Source organism: Streptomyces sp. NPDC004658, from assembly GCF_040609555.1.
GTDB lineage: Bacteria > Actinomycetota > Actinomycetes > Streptomycetales > Streptomycetaceae > Streptomyces.
The window spans coordinates 14,986-35,645 of the sequence record NZ_JBEXKG010000079.1 but is presented as its reverse complement, the minus strand read 5'-3'; the positions used below and the strand labels follow the sequence as shown (position 1 = coordinate 35,645).

The 20,660-nt window shown below is 72.3% G+C and carries 16 protein-coding genes and 2 pseudogenes; 5 read left to right on the top strand and 13 right to left on the bottom strand.

The genetic code is table 11. The features are described from left to right. Positions 1 to 730 (top strand): VOC family protein (locus tag ABZV94_RS24740; RefSeq protein WP_356343756.1); only part of this gene is annotated, 730 nt, incomplete at its 5' end. Here the strand turns inward: ABZV94_RS24740 and ABZV94_RS24735 are convergent. The 9 genes and pseudogenes from ABZV94_RS24735 to tkt form a co-directional block, all read right to left on the bottom strand. Then, positions 717 to 2,180 (bottom strand): membrane-associated oxidoreductase, encoded by a 1,464-nt coding sequence (locus ABZV94_RS24735; protein ID WP_356343754.1) that lies wholly within the window; start codon positions 2,178 to 2,180, stop codon positions 717 to 719. The two genes, ABZV94_RS24740 and ABZV94_RS24735, sit on opposite strands and share 14 nt — an antisense overlap. A gap of 61 nt (positions 2,181 to 2,241) precedes the next feature. After that, a pseudogene (locus ABZV94_RS24730) lies at positions 2,242 to 2,403 on the bottom strand (hydrogenase expression/formation protein HypE); the annotation flags it as partial. Between the two features lie 82 nt (positions 2,404 to 2,485). Further along, positions 2,486 to 3,073 carry a histidine phosphatase family protein gene (locus tag ABZV94_RS24725; RefSeq protein WP_356343752.1) on the bottom strand — a complete coding sequence of 196 codons (588 nt, stop codon included), beginning with the start codon at positions 3,071 to 3,073 and terminating at the stop codon, positions 2,486 to 2,488. A 6-nt stretch (positions 3,074 to 3,079) separates the two neighbouring features. Continuing rightward, entirely contained in the window at positions 3,080 to 3,958 is an 879-nt protein-coding gene (gene gnd, locus ABZV94_RS24720) for a phosphogluconate dehydrogenase (NAD(+)-dependent, decarboxylating) (RefSeq protein ID WP_356343750.1), read from the bottom strand. A 2-nt stretch (positions 3,959 to 3,960) separates the two neighbouring features. Then, complete coding sequence (gene pgi, locus ABZV94_RS24715; protein ID WP_356343748.1) at positions 3,961 to 5,613, bottom strand: glucose-6-phosphate isomerase; 1,653 nt, start codon at positions 5,611 to 5,613, stop codon at positions 3,961 to 3,963. A gap of 1 nt (position 5,614) precedes the next feature. Further along, entirely contained in the window at positions 5,615 to 6,541 is a 927-nt protein-coding gene (gene opcA, locus ABZV94_RS24710; RefSeq protein WP_356343747.1) for a glucose-6-phosphate dehydrogenase assembly protein OpcA, read from the bottom strand. After that, positions 6,538 to 8,127 (bottom strand): glucose-6-phosphate dehydrogenase, encoded by a 1,590-nt coding sequence (zwf, locus tag ABZV94_RS24705; RefSeq protein WP_356343744.1) that lies wholly within the window; start codon positions 8,125 to 8,127, stop codon positions 6,538 to 6,540. The genes opcA and zwf overlap by 4 nt, the downstream gene beginning before the upstream one ends. Further along, positions 8,124 to 9,269 (bottom strand): transaldolase, encoded by a 1,146-nt coding sequence (gene tal / locus ABZV94_RS24700; RefSeq protein WP_356343742.1) that lies wholly within the window; start codon positions 9,267 to 9,269, stop codon positions 8,124 to 8,126. The genes zwf and tal overlap by 4 nt, the downstream gene beginning before the upstream one ends. A 49-nt stretch (positions 9,270 to 9,318) precedes the next feature. Next, a complete protein-coding gene (gene tkt, locus ABZV94_RS24695; RefSeq protein ID WP_356343740.1) occupies positions 9,319 to 11,394 on the bottom strand; it encodes a transketolase in 2,076 nt (691 codons plus the stop codon). A gap of 146 nt (positions 11,395 to 11,540) precedes the next feature. On the opposite strand from tkt, the gene ABZV94_RS24690 reads away from it, so the two are divergent. Beyond that, a complete protein-coding gene (locus ABZV94_RS24690) occupies positions 11,541 to 12,431 on the top strand; it encodes an AraC family transcriptional regulator (RefSeq protein ID WP_356343738.1) in 891 nt (296 codons plus the stop codon). A 195-nt stretch (positions 12,432 to 12,626) separates the two neighbouring features. Here the strand turns inward: ABZV94_RS24690 and ABZV94_RS24685 are convergent, their stop codons facing one another. Further along, a complete protein-coding gene (locus tag ABZV94_RS24685; protein WP_356343736.1) occupies positions 12,627 to 14,021 on the bottom strand; it encodes a glycoside hydrolase family 16 protein in 1,395 nt (464 codons plus the stop codon). Between the two features lie 500 nt (positions 14,022 to 14,521). Here ABZV94_RS24685 and ABZV94_RS24680 point away from each other — a divergent pair. Further along, positions 14,522 to 14,737: pseudogene (locus tag ABZV94_RS24680) on the top strand (6-phospho-beta-glucosidase); the annotation flags it as partial. Positions 14,738 to 14,799: 62 nt separating this feature from the next. Here the strand turns inward: ABZV94_RS24680 and ABZV94_RS24675 are convergent. Continuing rightward, a complete protein-coding gene (locus ABZV94_RS24675) occupies positions 14,800 to 16,485 on the bottom strand; it encodes a carbohydrate binding domain-containing protein (RefSeq protein WP_356343734.1) in 1,686 nt (561 codons plus the stop codon). A 486-nt stretch (positions 16,486 to 16,971) separates the two neighbouring features. After that, positions 16,972 to 18,090, bottom strand: a complete 1,119-nt coding sequence (locus ABZV94_RS24670) for an ATP-grasp domain-containing protein (protein ID WP_356343731.1) — start codon at positions 18,088 to 18,090, stop codon at positions 16,972 to 16,974. A gap of 423 nt (positions 18,091 to 18,513) precedes the next feature. Between ABZV94_RS24670 and ABZV94_RS24665 the strand changes: the two genes are divergently transcribed. Both ABZV94_RS24665 and ABZV94_RS24660 read left to right on the top strand, forming a co-directional pair. After that, complete coding sequence (locus ABZV94_RS24665) at positions 18,514 to 19,419, top strand: metallophosphoesterase (protein ID WP_356343729.1); 906 nt, start codon at positions 18,514 to 18,516, stop codon at positions 19,417 to 19,419. After that, positions 19,367 to 20,059: a 4'-phosphopantetheinyl transferase superfamily protein gene (locus tag ABZV94_RS24660; protein ID WP_356343727.1), complete on the top strand. Its 693-nt coding sequence runs from the start codon at positions 19,367 to 19,369 to the stop codon at positions 20,057 to 20,059. The genes ABZV94_RS24665 and ABZV94_RS24660 overlap by 53 nt, the downstream gene beginning before the upstream one ends. A gap of 76 nt (positions 20,060 to 20,135) precedes the next feature. On the opposite strand, the gene ABZV94_RS24655 is transcribed toward ABZV94_RS24660, so the two are convergent. After that, positions 20,136 to 20,363, bottom strand: a complete 228-nt coding sequence (locus ABZV94_RS24655; protein ID WP_356343725.1) for a hypothetical protein — start codon at positions 20,361 to 20,363, stop codon at positions 20,136 to 20,138. Positions 20,364 to 20,660 lie beyond the last annotated feature (297 nt).

The window sequence follows — 20,660 nt, the reverse complement described above, 5'->3', positions numbered from 1 at the left end:
CCGGCGCGCCGAGGCCCTGCTGGCGCCGGTGCTGCCCCGGCGCCGCGCCCCCGAGGACGTCCCGCTCGACGCGGTGGCCGCACCCGACGGCACGGAACTCTTCTTCTGCGCCACCGGCCGCCCCGGACTCCCCGACTGGCGTGCCGACTTCGAGGACCTGGCGGACGTCCCCGGGCCGCCCGCCCGCATCGACCACCTCGCCCTCGTCCAGCCCTGGCACCACTTCGACGAGGCGACGCTGTTCCACCGCAGCGTCCTCGGCCTGCACGCCCAGGAGAGCGTCGACCTCGCCGACCCCTACGGTCTCCTGCGCAGCCGTGCCGTCACCAACGCCGACGGCAGCGTCCGCATCGCCCTCGCGGTCGGCGCGGCCCCGGGTGACGACACCGCGCACGCGGCGCACATCGCCCTCGCCGTGGACGACGTGGTGGCCGCCGCCCGGGCCTTCCGCGCGGCAGGGGGACGGCTGCTGCCGATACCGGCCAACTACCACGACGACCTGGCCGCACGGTACGAGTTCGCCGACGGGGAGCTGGAGACGTACCGCGACCTCGGCATCCTCTACGACCGCGACGCGGGCGGCGCCTTCCGGCACTGCTACACCGAGACCGTCGGCCGGGTCTTCTTCGAGCTGGTCCAGCGCGATCCGGGCTACGAGGGGTACGGCGCCGCGAACGCGCCGGTGCGGCTGGCGGCCCAGCACGCGGTGCGGGGCCTCACGGGCGGCTGACGGCACGGGTGACACCGGCGATCACCGTCGTCGCCAGGATCCAGCCGGCGAGGACGAGGACGTAGGCGAGCACCTGCCAGCCGCCGCGCGGTGCGAACGCGGAGTCCTGCCCGAAGGAGATCACCGGCAGCAGCAGGTCGAGCGTGTAGAACACCGGTTGGAACGGCGGTGCCTCGCCCGCCTTCAGCGGCGGGGGGTGGTGCAGCGCGAAGGCGACGGAACCGAGCGCGAGCAGTGACAGCAGCCAGCCGGCGGCGCGCAGCGGCCGGAAGCCGTAGCCGACGGTGACGTCCTGGACCAGACCCCACAGCCGGCCGTACCAGGGGAGGGTGCGGCGGTGCCGGCGCTGTTTGGCGAGCTGTACCAGCCGGGCCGCGTGGTCGTCGCCGACGCGCCGGTAGGCGGCCGTCAACTGCTCGTACGCGTGCGGGCTGTATCCGTCGCGGTCCCGCTCCAGCATGGGCAGGCGGCGCTCGGCGGGCTCGTGCGGGACGAGGGAGGTGTACGACAGGTGGTTGAGGAGGACCTCGCCGGGTGCCGACTCCGGTTCCAGGAACAGCACGTCGATCTGCGCGCGGCGCAGGTTGAGGGCGCCGTCCATGGCAGGCCCCTCGCGCAGCCAGAGTTCGCCGATGGCCGTGCTGCTGGCCCGCAGCGCCGAACCGCCCGGATGGGAGAGGGCGGTGTACGACAGGTCGAGCCGCCCGGCTATACGGGAGCCCCGCAGGCCCATCGAGCCGCGCACCCGCGCGTACCGCACCAGCATGTCGCCGCCGACGGCGAAGGTCTCCGCCTCCAGCGCGGCGCCCCGGGGGTTGTCGAGCCGCGCCTCGCCGAGGTTGACCGACCCGGCGACGGTCGCGCCGCTCAGCCGGATCTGCCCCCGGGTGCGCAACCCCGGCGCCCACAGATCGGCACCGACCGCCGCCTGGTTGAGCTGGAGCACCGGCTCCTCCGCGTCCGGCGCGGCCACCTCGGCGCCCTCCAGGTACAGGCTGCCGGCGATCCGGGCGCCGCCCAGCCGCACGATTCCCGCGCACCGGGCGCGGGTCAGCCGCACGACGCCGTCGACCTGCACGGCGTGGGCGACCAGTCCGGGCAGGGCGGACTCGCTGAGGTTGAGTTCACGGAGCCGGGCGGCGTGGCACCGCGGGGCCTCGTCGAAGTGGCAGTGCCGCAGCCGTACCGGGTGGTCGATGGTCGCGTACTGCAGATCCAGCCGGCCCGTGATCCGGGCGCCCGCCAGACTGAGCGCGGCCGTCTCCCCCTCCTGCCGGGGCCCGTCGAGGAGCAGCGCCCGCAGCACCCGGGCGCGCACGGTCCGTTCGGCGCCCCAGCCCGCCCCGTCGGCGGGGTCCTCGTCGGGCGCCCCCCGGAAGTCCACGGCCTCCCCGCGCGGGAACGCCCGCCACACCCGTTCCTCGGCCGCCGTCAGATCGTCGATCTCCACCAGCGGGACTCTCACCCGGCGGGCAGGCACCTGTCAATCCGCTCCCGCTGCCGGGGCGTTGCACGCGGGTGCCGCCGGGGCCGGTGGCGGCGGCGGCCCTGCCGGGGTGGTCCGCGGCGCGCTCGCCGATGAGGGCGGCACCCGTGCCCCGCGGGTGGGCGCGCAGGGCGGCCTCGGCGTGCTCGGCGGGGATGAAGGCGACGAGCCGGCCCTTGCCCGACCATCCGGTGGTCGTGCCGTTGCACGCGTGTGCCCCCGGTGCGCCGTTGTCGGCGGACCGGGGGCACACGGCTGAGCGGTGCCGGCTACGGCCGGACGTTCCACTCCGCGATCACCGGGCGGTCGTGCTCCGTGGACAGACGGCTGACCGTGCCCGTGGCCAGCTGGAACAGCCGGCCCTCGGCGGGCGGCAGGCCCAGCCGGCGCGCGGTGAGGACGCGCAGGAAGTGGGCGTGGGCGACGAGGATCACGTCCCCCTCGGCCAGGGCCGGGGACAGGCGGGCCAGGACCCGGTCGGCGCGGTCGCCGATCTGATCCGGTGACTCGCCCGGGTGCCCCTCGGGCCCCGGCGGCACGCCGTCGGTCCACAGGTCCCAGTCGGGCCGGGAGCGGTGGATCTCGGCGGTGGTGATGCCCTCGTAGCCGCCGTAGTCCCACTCGTGCAGGTCGGGGTCGGGCACGACCCCGGGTATGCCCGCCAGTTCGGCGGTGCGCAGGGCGCGGCCCAGCGGGCTGGCCAGCGCCAGGGCGTAGGTCCGTCCGGTGAGGAGCGGGGCGAGGGACTTGGCCTGTTCCTCGCCGTGCTCCGTGAGGGGCAGGTCGGTCCAGCTGGTGTGCTGTCCCGACAGGCTCCACTCCGTCTCACCGTGACGGACCAGCAGGAGGTCCCCCACGGCAGGTCAGTCCTTCTTCTCGACCGCGTGGCCGCCGAACTGGTTGCGCAGCGCGGCGATCATCTTCATCTGCGGGGAGTCGTCCTGCCGGGAGGCGAACCGGGCGAACAGGGACGCGGTGATCGCGGGCAGCGGCACGGCGTTGTCGATGGCCGCCTCGACGGTCCAGCGGCCCTCGCCGGAGTCCTCCGCGTAGCCGCGCAGCTTCTCCAGGTGCTCGTCCTCGTCCAGGGCGTTGACCGCGAGGTCCAGCAGCCAGGAGCGGATGACCGTGCCCTCCTGCCAGGAGCGGAACACCTCGCGTACGTTCTCCACGGAGTGCACCTTCTCCAGCAGCTCCCAGCCCTCGGCGTAGGCCTGCATCATGGCGTACTCGATGCCGTTGTGGACCATCTTGGAGAAGTGCCCGGCGCCGACCCGGCCCGCGTGGACGTAGCCGTACGGGCCCTCCGGCTTGAGCGCGTCGAAGATCGGCTGGAGCCGTTCCACGTTCTCCTTGTCGCCGCCGACCATGAGCGCGTAGCCGTTCTCCAGGCCCCACACACCGCCGGAGACACCGGCGTCGACGAAGCCGATGCCCTTGATGCCGAGCGCGGCGGCGTGCTTCTCGTCGTCCGTCCAGCGGGAGTTGCCGCCGTCGATCACGGTGTCGCCGGGGGACAGCAGGTCGCCGAGTTCGTCGATGACGGTCTGGGTGGCCGTGCCGGCCGGGACCATCACCCACACGTGGCGGGGGGCGTCGAGCTTCTCGACCAGTTCGGCGAGGCTCTTGACGTCGGAGACCTCAGGGTTGCGGTCGTAGCCGATGACGGTGTGGCCGGCGCGGCGGATCCGCTCGCGCATGTTGCCGCCCATCTTGCCGAGACCGATGAGACCGAGCTGCATGATCAGTTCTCCGATGCGTTCTTGAGAGTGCGGTAGGCGGCGACGAGGGCCGTGGTGGACGGGTCGAGACCGGGCACGTCCGCGCCTTCGGTGAGTGCGGGTTCGACGCGCTTGGCGAGGACCTTGCCCAGCTCCACGCCCCACTGGTCGAAGGAGTCGATGTTCCACACCGCGCCCTGGACGAACACCTTGTGCTCGTAGAGGGCGATCAGCTGGCCGAGCACCGACGGGGTCAGCTCGGTGGCGAGGATGGTGGTGGTGGGGTGGTCGCCGCGGAAGGTGCGGTGCGCGACCTGCTCCTCGGCCACGCCCTCCGCGCGGACCTCCTCGGCGGTCTTGCCGAAGGCGAGCGCCTGGGTCTGGGCGAAGAAGTTGGCCATCAGCAGGTCGTGCTGGGCCTTGAGTTCCTCGCTCAGTTCGCCGATGGGGCGGGCGAAGCCGATGAAGTCGGCCGGGATGAGCTTGGTGCCCTGGTGGATCAGCTGGTAGTAGGCGTGCTGGCCGTTGGTGCCGGGCGTGCCCCACACGACGGGGCCGGTCTGCCACTCCACCGGCTTGCCGTCGCGCTGCACCGACTTGCCGTTGGACTCCATGTCCAGCTGCTGGAGGTAGGCGGTGAACTTCGACAGGTAGTGCGAGTACGGCAGCACCGCGTGGGTCTGGGCGTCGAAGAAGTTGTCGTACCAGATGCCCAGCAGGCCCAGCAGCAGCGGCGCGTTGGCCTCGGCGGGGGCGGTGCGGAAGTGGTCGTCGACGATCCGGAAGCCGTCCAGCATCTCGCGGAACCGGTCCGGGCCGATGGCGATCATCAGGGAGAGGCCGATGGCGGAGTCGTAGGAGTACCGGCCGCCGACCCAGTCCCAGAACTCGAACATGTTGTCGGGGTCGATGCCGAACTCGGTGACCTTGCCGGCGTTCGTGGACAGCGCCACGAAGTGCTTGGCCACGGCCTTCTCGTCGCCCTCGAAGGCGTCGAGCAGCCACGAGCGGGCGGAGGTGGCGTTCGTGATCGTCTCGATCGTGGTGAACGTCTTGGACGCCACGATGAACAGCGTCTCGGCCGGGTCCAGGTCGCGGGTGGCCTCGTGCAGGTCGGAGCCGTCCACGTTCGACACGAACCGGAACGTCAGGTCCCGTGCGGTGTACGGACGCAGGGCCTCGTAGGCCATCGCGGGCCCGAGGTCGGAGCCGCCGATGCCGATGTTCACGACGTTCTTGATGCGCTGGCCGGTGTGCCCGGTCCACTCGCCGGAGCGGACCCGCTCGGCGAAGCCAGCCATCTTGTCCAGCACGGCGTGCACCTTCGGCACGACGTTCTCGCCGTCGACCTCGATCACCGCGTCCCGCGGGGCGCGCAGCGCGGTGTGCAGCACCGCCCGGTCCTCGGTGAGGTTGATCCGCTCACCGCGGAACATGGCGTCGCGCAGCGCGAACACGCCGGTGGCGGTGGCCAGCTCCTGGAGCAGGGCCAGGGTCTCGTCGGTGATCAGCTGCTTGCTGTAGTCGATGTGCAGGTCGCCGACCCGCACGACGTACCGCTCGGCGCGGCCGGGGTCCGCCGCGAACAGCTCGCGCAGGTGCGGCTGGCCCTGGGCGCGGTGGTCGGCGAGGGCCGTCCACTCGGGCCGGTGGGTGAGCTTCGGGTACTCGGCCATGTCAGGCGTTCTCCTCGGTGCCCTCGCCCTGGAGGGCGATGGCGTACATCTCGTCGGCGTCGAGGCGGCGCAGTTCCTCGGCGATGAGTTCGGAGGTGGGGCGGACCTTCAGGGCGAGGGTGCGCGGCGGCTGGCCCGGCAGGGTCAGCGTGGCCAGCGGGCCCTCGGGGCGGTCGACGACGATCTCGCCGTTGGCGGTGCCGAGGCGTACGGTCGTCACGAACGGGCCGGCGCTGTGCACCCGGTCCACCGGGACGCCCAGGCGGGCCTGGAGCCAGCGGGCGAGCAGCTCGGCGCTGGGGTTGTCGGCCTCGGCCTCGACGGCCGCCGAGGTCACCTTCACGCGGGCCTGGTCCAGGGCCGCGGCCAGCATCGACCGCCACAGGGTCAGCCGGGTCCAGGCGAGGTCGGTGTCACCGGGGGCGTAGGTGCGGGCCCGGGTCTCCAGGACCTCCAGCGGCCGGTCGACGGCGTACAGGTCGGTGATCCGGCGCTGGGCGAGCGCGCCCAGCGGGTCCTTGGACGGCGCCTCGGGCGCGTCCACCGGCCACCACACGACCACCGGGGCGTCCGGCAGCAGCAGCGGCAGCACCACCGAGTCGGCGTGGTCGGACACCTCGCCGTACGTGCGCAGCACCACCGTCTCGCCGGTGCCGGCCTCGGAGCCGACCCGGACCTCGGCGTCGAGCCGCGAGTGGGTGCGGTCCCGCAGGGTGCGGGCCTGCCTCCGGATGACGACCAGGGTGCGCGAGGGGTGCTCGTGCGAGGCCTCCTCGGCCGCCTTGATCGAGTCGTAGGCGTTCTCCTCGTCCGTGACGATGACCATCGTCAGGACCATGCCCACGGCGGGCGTCCCGATGGCGCGGCGGCCCTGCACCAACGCCTTGTTGATCTTGCTTGCCGTGGTGTCGGTCAGGTCGATCTTCATGGCCTGCGCCAGCTCCGTCCGTCTCGTGCGAGCATCTCGTCGGCTTCCCTCGGTCCCCAGCTGCCCGACGCGTACTGCGCCGGCCTGCCGTGCGCCGCCCAGTACTCCTCGATCGGGTCGAGGATCTTCCAGGACTCCTCCACCTCCTGGTGGCGGGGGAACAGGTTGGCGTCGCCGAGCAGTACGTCCAGGATGAGCCGCTCGTACGCCTCCGGGCTCGACTCGGTGAACGACTCGCCGTAGGCGAAGTCCATCGACACGTCCCGGATCTCCATCGACGTGCCCGGAACCTTCGAGCCGAACCGCACGGTCATGCCCTCGTCCGGCTGGACGCGGATCACGATCGCGTTCTGGCCCAGCTCCTCGGTGGCGGTGGAGTCGAACGGCGAGTGCGGGGCCCGCTTGAAGACCACCGCGATCTCGGTGACCCGGCGGCCGAGCCGCTTGCCGGTGCGCAGGTAGAAGGGGACGCCCGCCCAGCGCCGGTTGTCGATGCCCAGCTTGATCGCGGCGAAGGTGTCGGTCTTCGACTTGGGGTCGATGCCGTCCTCCTGGAGGTAGCCGACGACCTTCTCGCCGCCCTGCCAGCCGGCGGCGTACTGGCCGCGCACGGTGTGCCGGCCCAGGTCCTCCGGCAGCCGCACCGACTTCAGCACCTTCAGCTTCTCGGTGAGCAGCGCCTCCGCGTCGAACGCGATCGGCTCCTCCATGGCGGTCAGCGCCATCAGCTGGAGCAGGTGGTTCTGGATGACGTCCCGGGCGGCGCCGATGCCGTCGTAGTAGCCGGCCCGGCCGCCGATGCCGATGTCCTCGGCCATCGTGATCTGCACGTGGTCCACGTACGAGCGGTTCCAGATCGGCTCGTACATCTGGTTGGCGAAGCGCAGCGCCAGGATGTTCTGGACGGTCTCCTTGCCGAGGTAGTGGTCGATGCGGAACACCTGGTCCGGCTCGAACACCTCGTGCACGATCTTGTTCAGCTCACGCGCGCTGTCCAGGTCGTGCCCGAACGGCTTCTCGATGACCGCGCGGCGCCAGGAGCCCTCCGGCGGGCTGGCCAGGCCGTGCTTCTTCAGCTGCTGCACGACCTTCGGGAAGAACTTCGGCGGCACCGAGAGGTAGAAGGCGAAGTTGCCGCCGGTGCCCCGGGAGGAGTCCAGCTCGTCGACGGCGTCCTTCAGCTGCTTGAACGCGGTGTCGTCGTCGAAGTCGCCGGGGATGAACCGCATGCCCTCGGCGAGCTGCTGCCACACCTCCTCACGGAACGGGGTGCGGGCGTGCTCCTTCACGGCGTCGTGCACGACCTGCGCGAAGTCCTGGTCGGCCCAGTCCCGGCGGGCGAACCCGACGAGGGAGAAGCCCGGCGGCAGCAGACCGCGGTTGGCCAGGTCGTACACGGCCGGCATCAGCTTCTTGCGGGACAGGTCACCGGTCACCCCGAAGATGACCAGGCCCGACGGCCCGGCGATGCGGGGGAGCCGGCGGTCGCGGGCGTCCCGCAGCGGGTTCACCCAGTCGACGGCCGGGGCCACCGGCACGCGCACCTCCTCGGGTGCGGGCGCCTGGGCGGGTGCGTTCTCGGTCATCGGGCGTCAACTCCCTTGCTCTTCAGGGACTTCGCAACGGCGTCCAGAAGGTCCTGCCAGGCCACCTCGAACTTGGCGACACCCTCGTTCTCCAGCTGCCGGACGACCTCGTCGTAGGAGATGCCGAGCCGCTCGACGGCTGCCAGGTCGGCACGGGCCTGCGCATAGCCGCCGGTCACCGTGTCGCCGGTGATCTCGCCGTGGTCGGCGACCGCGTTCAGCGTGGCCTCCGGCATGGTGTTGACGGTGCCCGGCGCGACCAGCTCGTCCACGTACAGGGTGTCCTTGTACGCGGGGTCCTTCACACCGGTGGACGCCCACAGCGGGCGCTGCTTGTTCGCCTTGTCCCCGGCCAGCGCCAGCCAGCGGTCGGACGCGAAGACCTCCTCGTACGCCTCGTAGGCGAGGCGCGCGTTGGCCAGGGCCGCGCGGCCCTTGAGCGCGAGGGCCTCGTCGGTGCCGAGGGCGGTCAGCCGCTTGTCGATCTCGCTGTCCACGCGGGAGACGAAGAAGGACGCCACCGAGTGGATCGTGGCCAGGTCGACGCCCCGCTCGCGGGCCTTCTCCAGGCCGGCCAGGTAGGCGTCCATGACCTCGCGGTAGCGCTCCAGGGAGAAGATCAGGGTCACGTTGACGCTGATGCCGAGCCCGATGACCTCGGTGATCGCCGGCAGGCCCGCCTTCGTCGCCGGTATCTTGATCATCACATTGGGCCGGTCGACCAGCCAGGCCAGCTGCTTGGCCTCGGCCACCGTGGCCTTCGTGTCGTGGGCGAGACGGGGGTCGACCTCGATGGAGACCCGGCCGTCCCGGCCGCCCGAGGCGTCGTACACGGGACGCAGGACGTCGGCGGCGTCCCGGACGTCGGCGGTCGTCATCATCCGTACGGCCTCGTCGACCGTCACCCCGCGTACGGCGAGGTCGGTCAGCTGCTCCTCGTAGCCCTCACCGGAGCCGATGGCGGCCTGGAAGATGGACGGGTTGGTGGTGACACCGACGGCGCTTCCGCTCGCCACCAGCTCGGCGAGGCTGCCCGAGGTGATCCGCTTGCGGGACAGGTCGTCCAGCCAGATCGACACGCCCTCGTCGGCGAGGCGCTTGAGGGCTCCCGGGGTCGGGATTGCTTCGGTCACTGTGCTCATCTCTCTTTGTGCGTCTTGTGTGCGTCGGTGTGCTCGGTGGGCGTCGGTGTCAGGCGCGCGCGGCGGCCAGCGACTCGCGGGCCGCGGCGGCGACGTTCTCGGGGGTGAAGCCGAACTCGGCGAACAGGGTCTTGGCGTCGGCGGAGGCACCGAAGTGTTCGAGCGAGACGATGCGTCCGGCGTCACCGACGAACCGGTACCAGGTCAGGCCGATCCCGGCCTCCACGGCGACCCGGGCCTTCACGGCCGGCGGCAGCACCCGCTCGCGGTACTCGCGCGGCTGCTCCTCGAACCACTCCACGGACGGCATCGACACCACCCGCGTGCCGATCCCCTCGGCCTCCAGCCGCTCCCGCGCGGCCACGGCCAGCTGCACCTCGGAGCCCGTCGCGATGATGATCACCTCCGGGACCTCCGTCGAGGACTCGCGCAGCACGTAGCCGCCCTTGGCCGCGTCCGGGTTCGGCGCGTACACCGGCACGCCCTGGCGGGTGAGCGCGAGCCCGTGCGGGGCGGGGTGCGTGGCGTGCCTCTTCAGGATCTCGGCCCAGGCGATCGCGGTCTCGTTGGCGTCCGCCGGGCGGACGACGTTCAGGCCCGGGATGGCGCGCAGCGAGGCCAGGTGCTCGACCGGCTGGTGGGTGGGGCCGTCCTCGCCGAGGCCGATGGAGTCGTGCGTCCACACGTACGTCACCGGCAGCTGCATGAGCGCCGACATCCGGACGGCGTTGCGCATGTAGTCGGAGAACACCAGGAAGGTGCCGCCGTAGATCCGGGTGTTGCCGTGCAGGGCGATGCCGTTCATCTCCGCGGCCATGGAGAACTCGCGGATGCCGAAGTGCACGGTACGGCCGTACGGGTCGGCCTCGGGCAGCGGGTTGCCCTTCGGCAGGAAGGAGCTGGCCTTGTCGATGGTGGTGTTGTTCGAGCCGGCCAGGTCGGCGGAGCCGCCCCACAGCTCGGGGAGCACCGGGCCGAGCGCCTGGAGCACCTTCCCGGAGGCGGCACGGGTGGCGACCGACTTGCCCTCCTCGAAGACCGGGATGCTCTCCTCCCAGCCCTCCGGCAGCTCGCCCTTGCTGACGCGGTCGAACAGCCGGGCCCGCTCGGGATTGGCGGCCCGCCACTCGGCGATCCGCTTGTCCCAGGCGGCGTGCGCCTCGGCGCCCCGGTCCAGGGCCCGCCGGGTGTGCTTCAGGACCTCGTCGGCCACCTCGAAGGTCTGCTCCGGGTCGAAGCCGAGCAGGCGCTTGGTGGCGGCGATCTCCTCCTCGCCGAGCGCGGAGCCGTGGGAGGCCTCGGTGTTCCGCGCGTTCGGGGCCGGCCAGGCGATGATCGTGCGCATCGCGATGATCGACGGCCGCTCGGTCTCGGCCTGGGCGGCCTTCAGGGCGGCGTGGAGGGCCGGGACGTCGATGTCGCCCTCGGCGGTGGGCTCGACGCGCTGGGTGTGCCACCCGTAGGCCTCGTACCGCTTCAGCACGTCCTCGGAGAAGGCGGTCGCGGTGTCGCCCTCGATGGAGATGTGGTTGTCGTCGTAGACGAAGACGAGGTTGCCGAGCTTCTGGTGGCCGGCGAGCGAGGAGGCCTCGGCGGAGACGCCCTCCTCCAGGTCGCCGTCGGAGACGATGGCCCAGACGGTGTGGTCGAAGGGGGAGGTGCCCGCGGGGGCGTCCGGGTCGAACAGGCCGCGCTCGTAGCGGGCGGCCATCGCCATGCCGACGGCGTTGGCGACGCCCTGGCCGAGCGGGCCGGTGGTGGTCTCCACACCCGCGGTGTGCCCGTACTCGGGGTGGCCCGGCGTCTTCGAGCCGTGGGTGCGGAAGGCCTTGAGGTCGTCCAGCTCCAGCTCGTAGCCGGCGAGGAACAGCTGCGTGTAGAGGGTCAGCGAGGTGTGGCCGGGGGAGAGGACGAACCGGTCACGGCCGGTCCACTCCGGGTCGGCCGGGTCGTGTCGCATCACCTTCTGAAAGATCGTGTAGGCGGCAGGCGCCAGGCTCATCGCGGTGCCCGGGTGCCCGTTGCCCACCTTCTGGACCGCGTCGGCCGCCAGAAGTCGGGCGGTGTCCACGGCGCGCCGGTCGAGGTCGGTCCACTCGAAGCTGTCGGATGTCTGCGTAGTCATCTTCAAGAAGTCCTCGTTCAGTGCGGGATGGCTGGCCGGACGCGTTCAAACTTAAAAGTCTGACTTTTTCGAGGAAAGGTCGGGGTGTGTCAGCCTGTGGTGAATCTGGGACAGTGATCACGCGACAAAGATGGGATGAACCGGGCATGGCGGGCATAAGACACCAAGCTGAGGGTGACGGGATCAGAACGTTCCCCTTCCCGGCCGACCTGGCCGTCGGCGGCGTCGGCATGCAGATCGGCCCCATGGGCACCGACCACCGCTGGCACGTCGACGCCCCCCTGCACCGCGTCCACCGTATCGACTTCCACGTCGTCATGCTCTTCACCGACGGCCCGGTACGGCACATGATCGACTTCGCCGAGTACGAGGCCGCGGCCGGCGACCTGCTGTGGATCCGCCCCGGACAGGTCCACCGGTTCTCCCGCGGAACCGTGTACCGCGGAACCGTCCTGACCATGCAACCCGGGTTCCTGCCCCGCGCCACCGTCGAGGCCGCCGGCCTGTACCGCTACGACCTGCCGCCGCTGCTGCACCCCGACCCCGCCCAGCTCACCGCGCTCCAGGCGGCCTTCGACCAGCTGCGCCGCGAGTACGAGGACACCGAGACGCTCCCGCTCAGCCTGCACACGGCCGTCCTGAGGCACAGTCTGACCGCCTGTCTGCTGCGCCTCGCCCATCTCGCCGCCAGTTCCGCCGAGACCTCACGGCAGCACACCGACAGCACCTTCACCCGCTTCCGGGACGCCGTCGAACAGGGCTTCCCCACCAACCACAGCGTCAGCGCCTACGCCGACGCCCTCGGCTACTCACGCCGCACCCTGGTCCGCGCCGTCCGCGCGGCCACCGGCGAGACACCCAAGGGATTCATCGACAAACGCGTCGTCCTGGAGGCCAAGCGCCTGCTCGCCCACACGGACCTGCCGATCGGCCGCGTCGGTGTCGCCGTGGGTTTCCCCGACGCGGCGAACTTCTCCAAGTTCTTCCACCTGCACACCGGCCAGACGCCGGTGGCCTTCCGGGCGGAGCTGCGCTGAGCGCTCGGGGCGCTGCCGGACCACCGCACCTGTGTCCGGGTGTCCTGGGTCCTGCTCGGACGGCCGCGTGGCGGGCGTGCGCCGGACCTGCCGGCGGTGACCGGGGTGTACGGAAGCCGGTGCGGTCGTCATGCCGGCGGCGCCGGGGGCCGACGCGTGCGGAAGGCCGGCCCCCGGCGCCACGGGCTCGCCCGGTCAGTGACCGAAGTCGAACCAGTTCACGTTCACGAAGTCGGCCGGCTGGCCGCTGGTGAAGGTGAGATAGACGTCGTGCTTGCCGGTCACCGCGCCGATGTTGGCCGGGACCGTCCGCCAGGACTGCCAGCCACCCGTGTTCGCCACGGAGAAACTGCCGACGGGCGCGTTGCCGCGACTGTCCAGGCGGACCTCGACCAGGCCGCTGACCCCGCCGGCCGCACCGCTCGCGACCCGCGCGTAGAACTGCCTCGCCGCCGTGGAACCGAAGTCGACGCCCTTGTAGAGCGCCCAGTCGCCGTTCGCCAGGGACCCTATGTCCTGGCCGCCGCCGGTGTCCGTGGTGGCCTCCGCGACGACGCCGGACTGGCCGTCGTAGGACTCGGCCTGGATGGGGCTGTAGGCGTCCCGGCTGCCGGTCGGCGGGGGAGTGGTGCCGCCGCCGGAGGACTGCAGGACCTGTACGTAGTCGACGACCATCGGGTGGCCCGGCTCGGTCCCGCTGTCCGGGCCGCCGCCGAACGCGTCCGGGAAACCGCCGCCCATCGCCACGTTGAGGATGAGGAAGTAGCCGTGGTTCGTGGCGTTCGCCCACGTCGTCGCGTCGACCTGGTTCGCCCTCACCGTGTGGAAGTTGACGCCGTCGAGGTAGAAGCGGATCTCCTCGGGGCTGGTCGAGCGGTCCCACTCCATCGCGTAGGTGTGGAAGCCGGCCTGGCAGGTGGTGCCGGTGCAGGAGGTGGAGTTGCCGATGCCGGAGGTCTCGTTGCAGGGGCCGCCCGGGTTGGTGCCGCAGTGCATCGTGGCCCAGTCGGTGTTCAGGCCCTGGACGTTCTCCATGATGTCCAGCTCGCCGATGCCCGGCCAGTTCCAGTAGTTGCCGCGGAACGGCGCGCCGAGCATCCAGAACGCCGGCCAGTAGCCCTTGGCGGCGGCGCCGGTGACGTTCGGCATCTGGATGCGCGCCTGGACGCGCAGCTTTCCGCCGGCCGGGGGCTGGAAGTCGGTCCGGGTGGTCTCGATCCGGCCGGAGGTCCACTTGCCGGAGGCGTCGCGGCGGGGGGTGATGAGCAGGTTGCCGTTGCCGTCCAGTGCGACGTTGCTCGTGCTCGACGTCATCGTCTCGACCTCGCCGGTGCCCCAGTTGGCGGCCCCGCCGGGGTAGGACGTCCCGGTGTCGTACTGCCAGTCGGCCGTGTTGACACCGGAGCCGGCCGCGCCGTTGAAGTCGTCCACGAAGACCTGGGTCCAGCCCGAGGGCGGGGTCGGCGCGGACGCGTCGGCGGGCGCGGTGGCGGCCGTGGCGAGGGCCGCGGCCAGGCCGAGCGTGGCGACGGCGGCGGCGAACGCGCGCCGCAGGGGGCGGGGTCTGGGGATGCCGGAGGATGCGTTCATGGGGAGCCCTCTCGGGTGTGGGTGCGGGGTTTCCTGAGAGCGCTCTCACGGCTGCGTGGGTGTGCGTGCTTGAGAGCGCTCTCACGGTGCCGCCAATGTGCTCCCCGCACCCGGGACCGTCAAGAGTTGAAGCAAGGAAAGTCCTTGTGGCGCACGGGAGTTCACGGGGTGAAGTCGCCCGTACCGGCCCAGACCGAGCTGCCCACCGGGCCCGCGTCGCGGGAGGTTGCCGTCCGGTGCGGCCGTGACCGGTGCGCTGAACTCCGAACACCGGCGCGGCGGCCCGGAGTCGCCGTCAACGAAGTGGCCCCCGAGGGGGGGGCAGCCGCTGGGCGTGAGGCCTGCCCGGGATGCCGTGCTCGTCGCCCGGGCCGGCCGTGGAGGACTCCGTCCCGGCCGTGCGATGGGGTCGGCGTCGCCGCCCGGGACGGGATGGCGGCCGACGTGACACGCGTGGGCCGCCCCTCCCCGGCCTCTGGTGGGCGCGAGCGGAGCCCCGTCCGTTCGCCGCCGATCCGCTGCCCGGCCACGCCACCGGTCTGGTCTGCGCGGTCACGGCGGTGGAGCCGGAGGTGCTCGCCGTCGCCGGGCCGGGATCCCGGGCGACCGCCTTGACGGCCTTCGCGCCGCATCCGCTGACCGGCCCGGTCACCGTCGCCCGTCGGCTGGTCGAGCGCTGCACCGAGGGCCGCCCAGGTCTGGCGTACCTCGCATGAAGACGGAGGGCCGCTCCGCCGAGCGGCCCTCCGCGTCACCTGACCGTCACCTCACGGTCGCGTCAGCCGGTGAAGCCGGCCGTGATCGAGGTGAACTGCCAGTTGCTCTGGCTGATCCCGGAGCAGTTCTCCGCGACGCCGCCGCCCGGGCAGGGCCGGTCGCGGTTGACCGACCAGAAGGCCAGCCGCGCGATGTGGTGCGAGTTCGCCCAGTCCCGGATCTGCGTCCAGATCGCGGGAGTCGTCGTCTCCTGCTGGTCGGACAGGCCGTTCATGCCGGAGATGCCGATGTGCGCGTAGGCGGTGGCGTCGTCCCAGCCGAAGGTGGACTTCAGCTTGTTCTTCAGCCCCTCCGCCGCGTTCACCGTGTTGCCGTACATGTCCGAGCCGCCGCCGAAGTCGAACGGCATGATGGTGAACACGTCGATGTTCGCGCCCAGCGCCTGCGCCTGCTCGATGAGCCGGTTGCCGTAGTAGGTCGGCCCGGTGGTGGACGTGCCGAAGGTGACGATGGTCTTCAGGCCGGGGTTGTTGGCCTTGACCGTCTTCAGCGCGGTCAGGATCTTCGCCTGGACGGCCTCGTTCTCGAACTCGTCGGTGTTCTCGATGTCGAAGTCGATGGCCTTCAGGCCGTAGGCGTCGACCACCTTCTGGATCGCCCCGGCGAGCGCGCTCGCGGAGGAGCAGTTGGCGCCGAGCTTGCTGCCCTGCCATCCGCCGAACGACGGCACGATGTCACCGCCGGCGGACCGGATCTGGTTGATCGCCGTCTGGTCCACGCCGCCGGTCAGCGGCCGGCTGCCGTCCCAGGCCGGGGTGCACCCGCCGGAGTCCAGCACGAACGCCATCGTGAACCACTTGGCCCCGGTCGCGTTCATCACCGTGGTCGGGTTCGGCGGATCGCCCCAGCCCTCGTACAGGTACGGCGCCGCCTGCTTGAAGCCGGTGCCGCCGCCGGTGCCCGCGTCGGTCGTCACGGTCACGGAGTTGGAGGCCGGCGAGGTGTTCCCGGCCGCGTCCCGGGCCTTCACGGTGAAGGTGTAACTCGTGCTCGGCGACAGCCCGCTGACCGTGGCCGACGTCCCGGACACGCTCAGGAGCTGGTTGGCCCCGCTGTAGATGTCGTACGCCGTCACGCCCGTGTTGTCCGTGGCCGCGTTCCACTTCAGCGACACGCTCGACGACGTCTTGCCGGTGGAGGTGAGCCCGCTCGGCGCGGTCGGCGCCTGGGTGTCACCACCGCCCCCGCCGCCGGGGCCGTCCAGGCTGATGTCGTCGGCGTAGTAGGTGCCCTGGCCGTACCAGCCGTGCACATAGATGGTGGCGCTGGTCTGCGAGGCGCCGGTGGTGAAGGAGACGCTGAGCTGGCTGTACGCCGACGGGGACGAGGTCCACGTGGACGCGCCGCCGTTGACGCCGAGGTACACGTAACTGCCGCGCACCCAGCCGCTGAGGCTGTACGTCGTGTTCGGCTGCACGGCGACCGTCTGGCTGCACTGCGCGTTGTCGCTCGACGACGCCGCGCCCTGGAGCGCCTTGGCGCCGCCGTGCACGGGGGAGGAGACGACCGAACCGAGGTTGCCGGTGCAGGTCCAGGGGGAGAGGCCGCCGGACTCGAAGCCGGGGTTGGTGAGGATGTTGGCCGCGTGGGCCGTACCGGGGAGGGCGATGGCCCCGCCGACCGCGAGGGCGGCGGAACCGAGCAGAGCGAGAAGCCGGCGTCTGGGACGCCCGAGTGTGTCGCGCACGCGATCTCCCTGTCGGGGGTGGGGTGTTCGGGAGTGCAGGGGAGTGCGGAAGCGTTGCGTCAACGAATTTGGTATGGACCAATCGCCTGTGTCAAGCGGAAGAACGGAATTGGTCCATACCGGTGGGGTGAGCGCCCCGGAGGGGGCGCGGGGAACTGCGCGACGAGCCACGACGGGCCGGCAGCCGGCGGGCGGCCTGGAGTGGCAGGACCTCCCCCGCCGAAGCCGCCCGCACGGGCGCGGCGGGGGGACGGCGGCTCGATGCCGGTGGGTGGACGCCCCGAAGGGGCGCGGGGAACTGCGCGACGAGCCACGACGGGCCGGCAGCCGGCGGGCGGCCTGGAGTGGCAGGACCTCCCCCGCCGAAGCCGCCCGCATGGGCGCCGGCCTGGAGTGGCAGGACCTCCCCCGCCGAAGCCGCCCGCATGGGCGCCGGCCTGGAGTGGCAGGACCTCCCCCGCCGAAGCCGCCCGCACGGGCGCCCGCTTAGAGGGGCAGCACCTCGCCCGCCGAAGCCGCCCGCACGGGCGCCGGCACGGCGGGCAGCAGTACCTCCGACTCCATCCGTTGCCTCGGCAGCGTCGCGGGGGCCAGGGGGCGCGGGCCCGAGACCACCGTGTAGTCCTGGCCCAGGAACGGCGGCTCGATCACTCCGGGGTCCTCACCCAGCGCCAACTGCACGGCGGCCCAGGGCGCGTTCACCCCGCAGAGCGACAGCTGGTGCAGACCCCCGGCGGGCCTCGTGTTGACGTCCAGCAGAACCGGCCGGTCGCCGAGCATCCGGAACTGGATGTTGGACAGGTGGTGCAGCCCGAAGCCCTCCGCGATCAGCCGGGCCGGCGCCAGCCACCGCTCGTCCAGGGTGAAGCCCCGGCGGCGGCCGTTCTTGGTGCGGCCCACCGCGAGCCGCACCCGGTTGTCCGTCCCGGTCAGGCAGTCGACGGACACCTCGGGCTGCTCCAGGCGCGGCATCACCAGCCAGTCCACGCTCTCCTCGGCCCGCCGCAGCGCCTCCACGACCAGGTCCAGCTGGACGTACGGGCCCGGGAAGCCGGTCAGGTGCGTGAGCGAGAAGGGGGAGCGGGTGATCATCCGGAAGCCGACGCCGCCCGCGCCCGCGGCCGGTTTGAAGCACGGCCGGTGCCCGGCCGCCTCCAACTCCTCCACGGCGGCGACGAGTTCGTCGGCGGTCCGGACCCGCCGCCACGGCGGCACCGGGACGCCCACCGAGCGGACCGCCTCGTACGCGACCGCCTTGTCCTCGAACACGGCGACCGCCTCCGGCGTCGGCGCCAGCAGTGCCGTACCGGCCGCCGCGAAGTCGGCCCGGTGCGCCACGATCGCGGCCTGGTGCAGCCGGGGCACGAACACGTCGATGCCGCGCCGGGCGCACTGGTCGAGGGCGTACTCGACGTACGCGGCCGGGGAAAGGCCCTCCGGCTCCAGCTCGGCGGTGTCGGCGGCGGCCAGCACGGGGGAGTCCGGGTCGCCGTGCGTGGCGTGGATCTCGACCGCGCGGTCGCTGGGATTTCTCCGCAGCTGATCCATGAAGAACACGTTCTCCGCGTACGTGCGGTTGAGCCAGACGCGTACGCGAGAGAGCATGCAGGCCGCCTTTCGGGTGTGCGGGCAGGGCGGAGCGGCCCGTGCCCGGGCAGGAGGGAGGAAGGGTCACCAAACAGCCCCGGAACAAAGGGGGGTTGAGGGCGCTGGTGTCGGGGCGATCATACGGCTTTCCACGGGTCCCTCGTGCAACGCGGATGTTACGGATTCGCGGGGCGTGCGGTCACGGCCGGGCGGGCCGTCCCGGCGGGGATCTCCGGGCCCGTGCGGGCGGGGATCTCCGGGCCCGCGCGGGCAGGGACCTCCGAACCCGCGCGGGTGGGGATCTCCGGAGCCGTCCGGGCGCGGACGGGCGCGAGCGGGGGGTCGGGTCCGGAACGCGACACGCGGCGGGGGAACCTCTTGTCCGGCGCCCGGGGCGTGTGTTCTCGTTGTGCCATCGGATGATCGGAAGGGGTGTGCGGGGTGGACGCGACGGCCGGGGCCGGACAGCTGCTGGCCATCAGCGACCTGCACATCGGCTACCCGGACAACCGCGCCCTGATCGACGGGATGCGCCCCGAGAGCGACGAGGACTGGCTGATCGTGGCCGGTGACGTCGCGGAGACCGTCGCCGACATCCGCTGGGCGCTCGGCACGCTCGCGAGCCGCTTCAGCAAGGTGCTGTGGGCCCCCGGCAACCACGAGCTGTGGACGCACCCGAGCGACCCGGTCACCCTGCGTGGCGTCGCCCGCTACGAGCACCTGGTCGAGGTGTGCCGGGAGCTGGGCGTCGTCACCCCCGAGGACCCCTACCCGGTCTGGCACGGCGCCGGCGGCCCGGTCGCCGTGGCCCCGCTCTTCCTGCTCTACGACTACTCGTACCTGCCGGCCGGCTCCGCCACCAAGGCGGAGGGTCTGGCGTACGCGGAGAGCACGGGCATCGTCTGCAACGACGAGTTCCTGCTGCACCCCGACCCCCACCCGACCCGGGAGGCGTGGTGCCGGGCGCGGGTCGCCGAGACCGAGCGCAGGCTGGCCGAGCTGCCCGCGGACCTGCCGACCGTACTGGCGGGGCACTGGCCGCTGCACCGGCACCCCACCGAGGTCCTGTGGCACCCCGAGTTCGCCATGTGGTGCGGCACCACGCTGACCGCCGACTGGCACCGACGGTTCCGGGTCGCCACCATGGTCTACGGCCATCTGCACATCCCGCGCACCACCTGGCACGACGGAGTCCGCTTCATGGAGGTCTCCGTGGGATACCCCCGCGAGTGGCGCAAGCGCCCGGACCCGCCGGGAAGGCTGCGCCGCGTCCTGCCGATGGAGGTCGAAGCAGGTGATCGAGGAGCTGCTCCCGGAGTCGGTCGTGGCCGTGGAGGCGCGCGCTGACGACCCGCTGTGGGACTCCCCGCTGTACCCGGCGGAGGAGGCGCTCGTCGCGCGTTCGGTGGCCAAGCGGCGCCGTGAGTTCGCGGCCGTCCGGGGCTGCGCCCGGCGCGCCATGGAGAAGCTCGGCGTACCGCCGCAGCCCGTGCTCAGCGGCGAGCGGGGTGCCCCGCGCTGGCCGGACGGGCTGCTCGGCAGCATGACCCACTGCGACGGCTACTGCGCCGCCGCGCTGGTCCGCGCCACCGACCTGGCCTCCCTCGGCATCGACGCCGAACCGCACGGGGCGCTGCCCGACGGGGTCGGCCCCTCCGTCTTCCTGCCCGCCGAGACCGAGCGGCTCGCCCGGCTGGCCGCGCGGTGGCCCGCCGTGCACTGGGACCGGCTGCTGTTCAGCGCCAAGGAGTCCGTGTACAAGGCGTGGTTCCCGCTCACCCGCACGTGGCTGGACTTCTCCGAAGCCGACATCACCGTGCGGCCGGACGCCGAGGGCGGGCCGTCCGGCACCCTGCGCGCCGAGCTCCTCGTCCCCGGTCCCGTGGTCGGCGGCCACCGGCTCCAGTCCTTCGAGGGCCGGTGGACCGTACGGCACGGTGTGGTGGCCACGTCGGTGGTCATACCGCGCCCCGCCCCACAGCCCTGACGGCGGTCCCGCCCGGCCCCCGCCGCCGTCGCCCTCCCGTGCGGCCGACGGCGGCGGCGCCGAGCCGTCGCGACGCTCAGGCGGGCCGGCACCAGTCGCGCAGGAGCCCGAAGAACTCCGCCTCGTTGCCCGAGAGCCCCGCCCGGGCCAGTGCCTGTTCCGCCTCGGCGAGCACGGCGGGCGGGACGACGGCGGGCCGGTCCTCGCCCGGTGGTCCGTCGAAGGCGGCGCGCACCGTGTGCAGCAGCCGCAGGTAGGCCTGTACGGCGGTACGCTCGCGGTCGGTCAGTACGGCGGTGGGCATCGGTCGGCTCTCCCCGAGTAGGCGTCACGGTCACGCGCCCTGCGGCGCCGTGCACCGCGTCGTACGGCGCACACTCCCAGCTTGCCGCCCACCACTGACAACGCCGCCCGGCTCCGCGCCGGTTAGCCCGCTTAGCCGAGGCGGAACCGCCCGGGCCGCCCCCGCGACACACCGCCCGACCCGGGCGAAACGTTTCTCAACTTCCGCACGTCACACCCCGCTCCGCCGCCGCGAGCTGTCGGCTCCCGCGGGTGCGGCGTCGAGCGCACCGCGAACGCCGCACGGCCGCTCGGCCGG

Excerpts from the sequence above, each read along its gene's own strand:
- gnd (WP_356343750.1), bottom strand. The coding sequence starts at position 3,958 with ATGCAGCTCGGTCTCATCGGTCTCGGCAAGATGGGCGGCAACATGCGC.
- ABZV94_RS24685 (WP_356343736.1), bottom strand. The coding sequence starts at position 14,021 with ATGAACGCATCCTCCGGCATCCCCAGACCCCGCCCCCTGCGGCGCGCG.
- ABZV94_RS24670 (WP_356343731.1), bottom strand. The coding sequence starts at position 18,090 with ATGCTCTCTCGCGTACGCGTCTGGCTCAACCGCACGTACGCGGAGAAC.
- tal (WP_356343742.1), bottom strand. The coding sequence starts at position 9,269 with ATGAGCACAGTGACCGAAGCAATCCCGACCCCGGGAGCCCTCAAGCGC.
- zwf (WP_356343744.1), bottom strand. The coding sequence starts at position 8,127 with ATGACCGAGAACGCACCCGCCCAGGCGCCCGCACCCGAGGAGGTGCGC.
- ABZV94_RS24690 (WP_356343738.1), top strand. The coding sequence starts at position 11,541 with ATGGCGGGCATAAGACACCAAGCTGAGGGTGACGGGATCAGAACGTTC.
- tkt (WP_356343740.1), bottom strand. The coding sequence starts at position 11,394 with ATGACTACGCAGACATCCGACAGCTTCGAGTGGACCGACCTCGACCGG.
- opcA (WP_356343747.1), bottom strand. The coding sequence starts at position 6,541 with ATGAAGATCGACCTGACCGACACCACGGCAAGCAAGATCAACAAGGCG.
- pgi (WP_356343748.1), bottom strand. The coding sequence starts at position 5,613 with ATGGCCGAGTACCCGAAGCTCACCCACCGGCCCGAGTGGACGGCCCTC.
- ABZV94_RS24655 (WP_356343725.1), bottom strand. The coding sequence starts at position 20,363 with ATGCCCACCGCCGTACTGACCGACCGCGAGCGTACCGCCGTACAGGCC.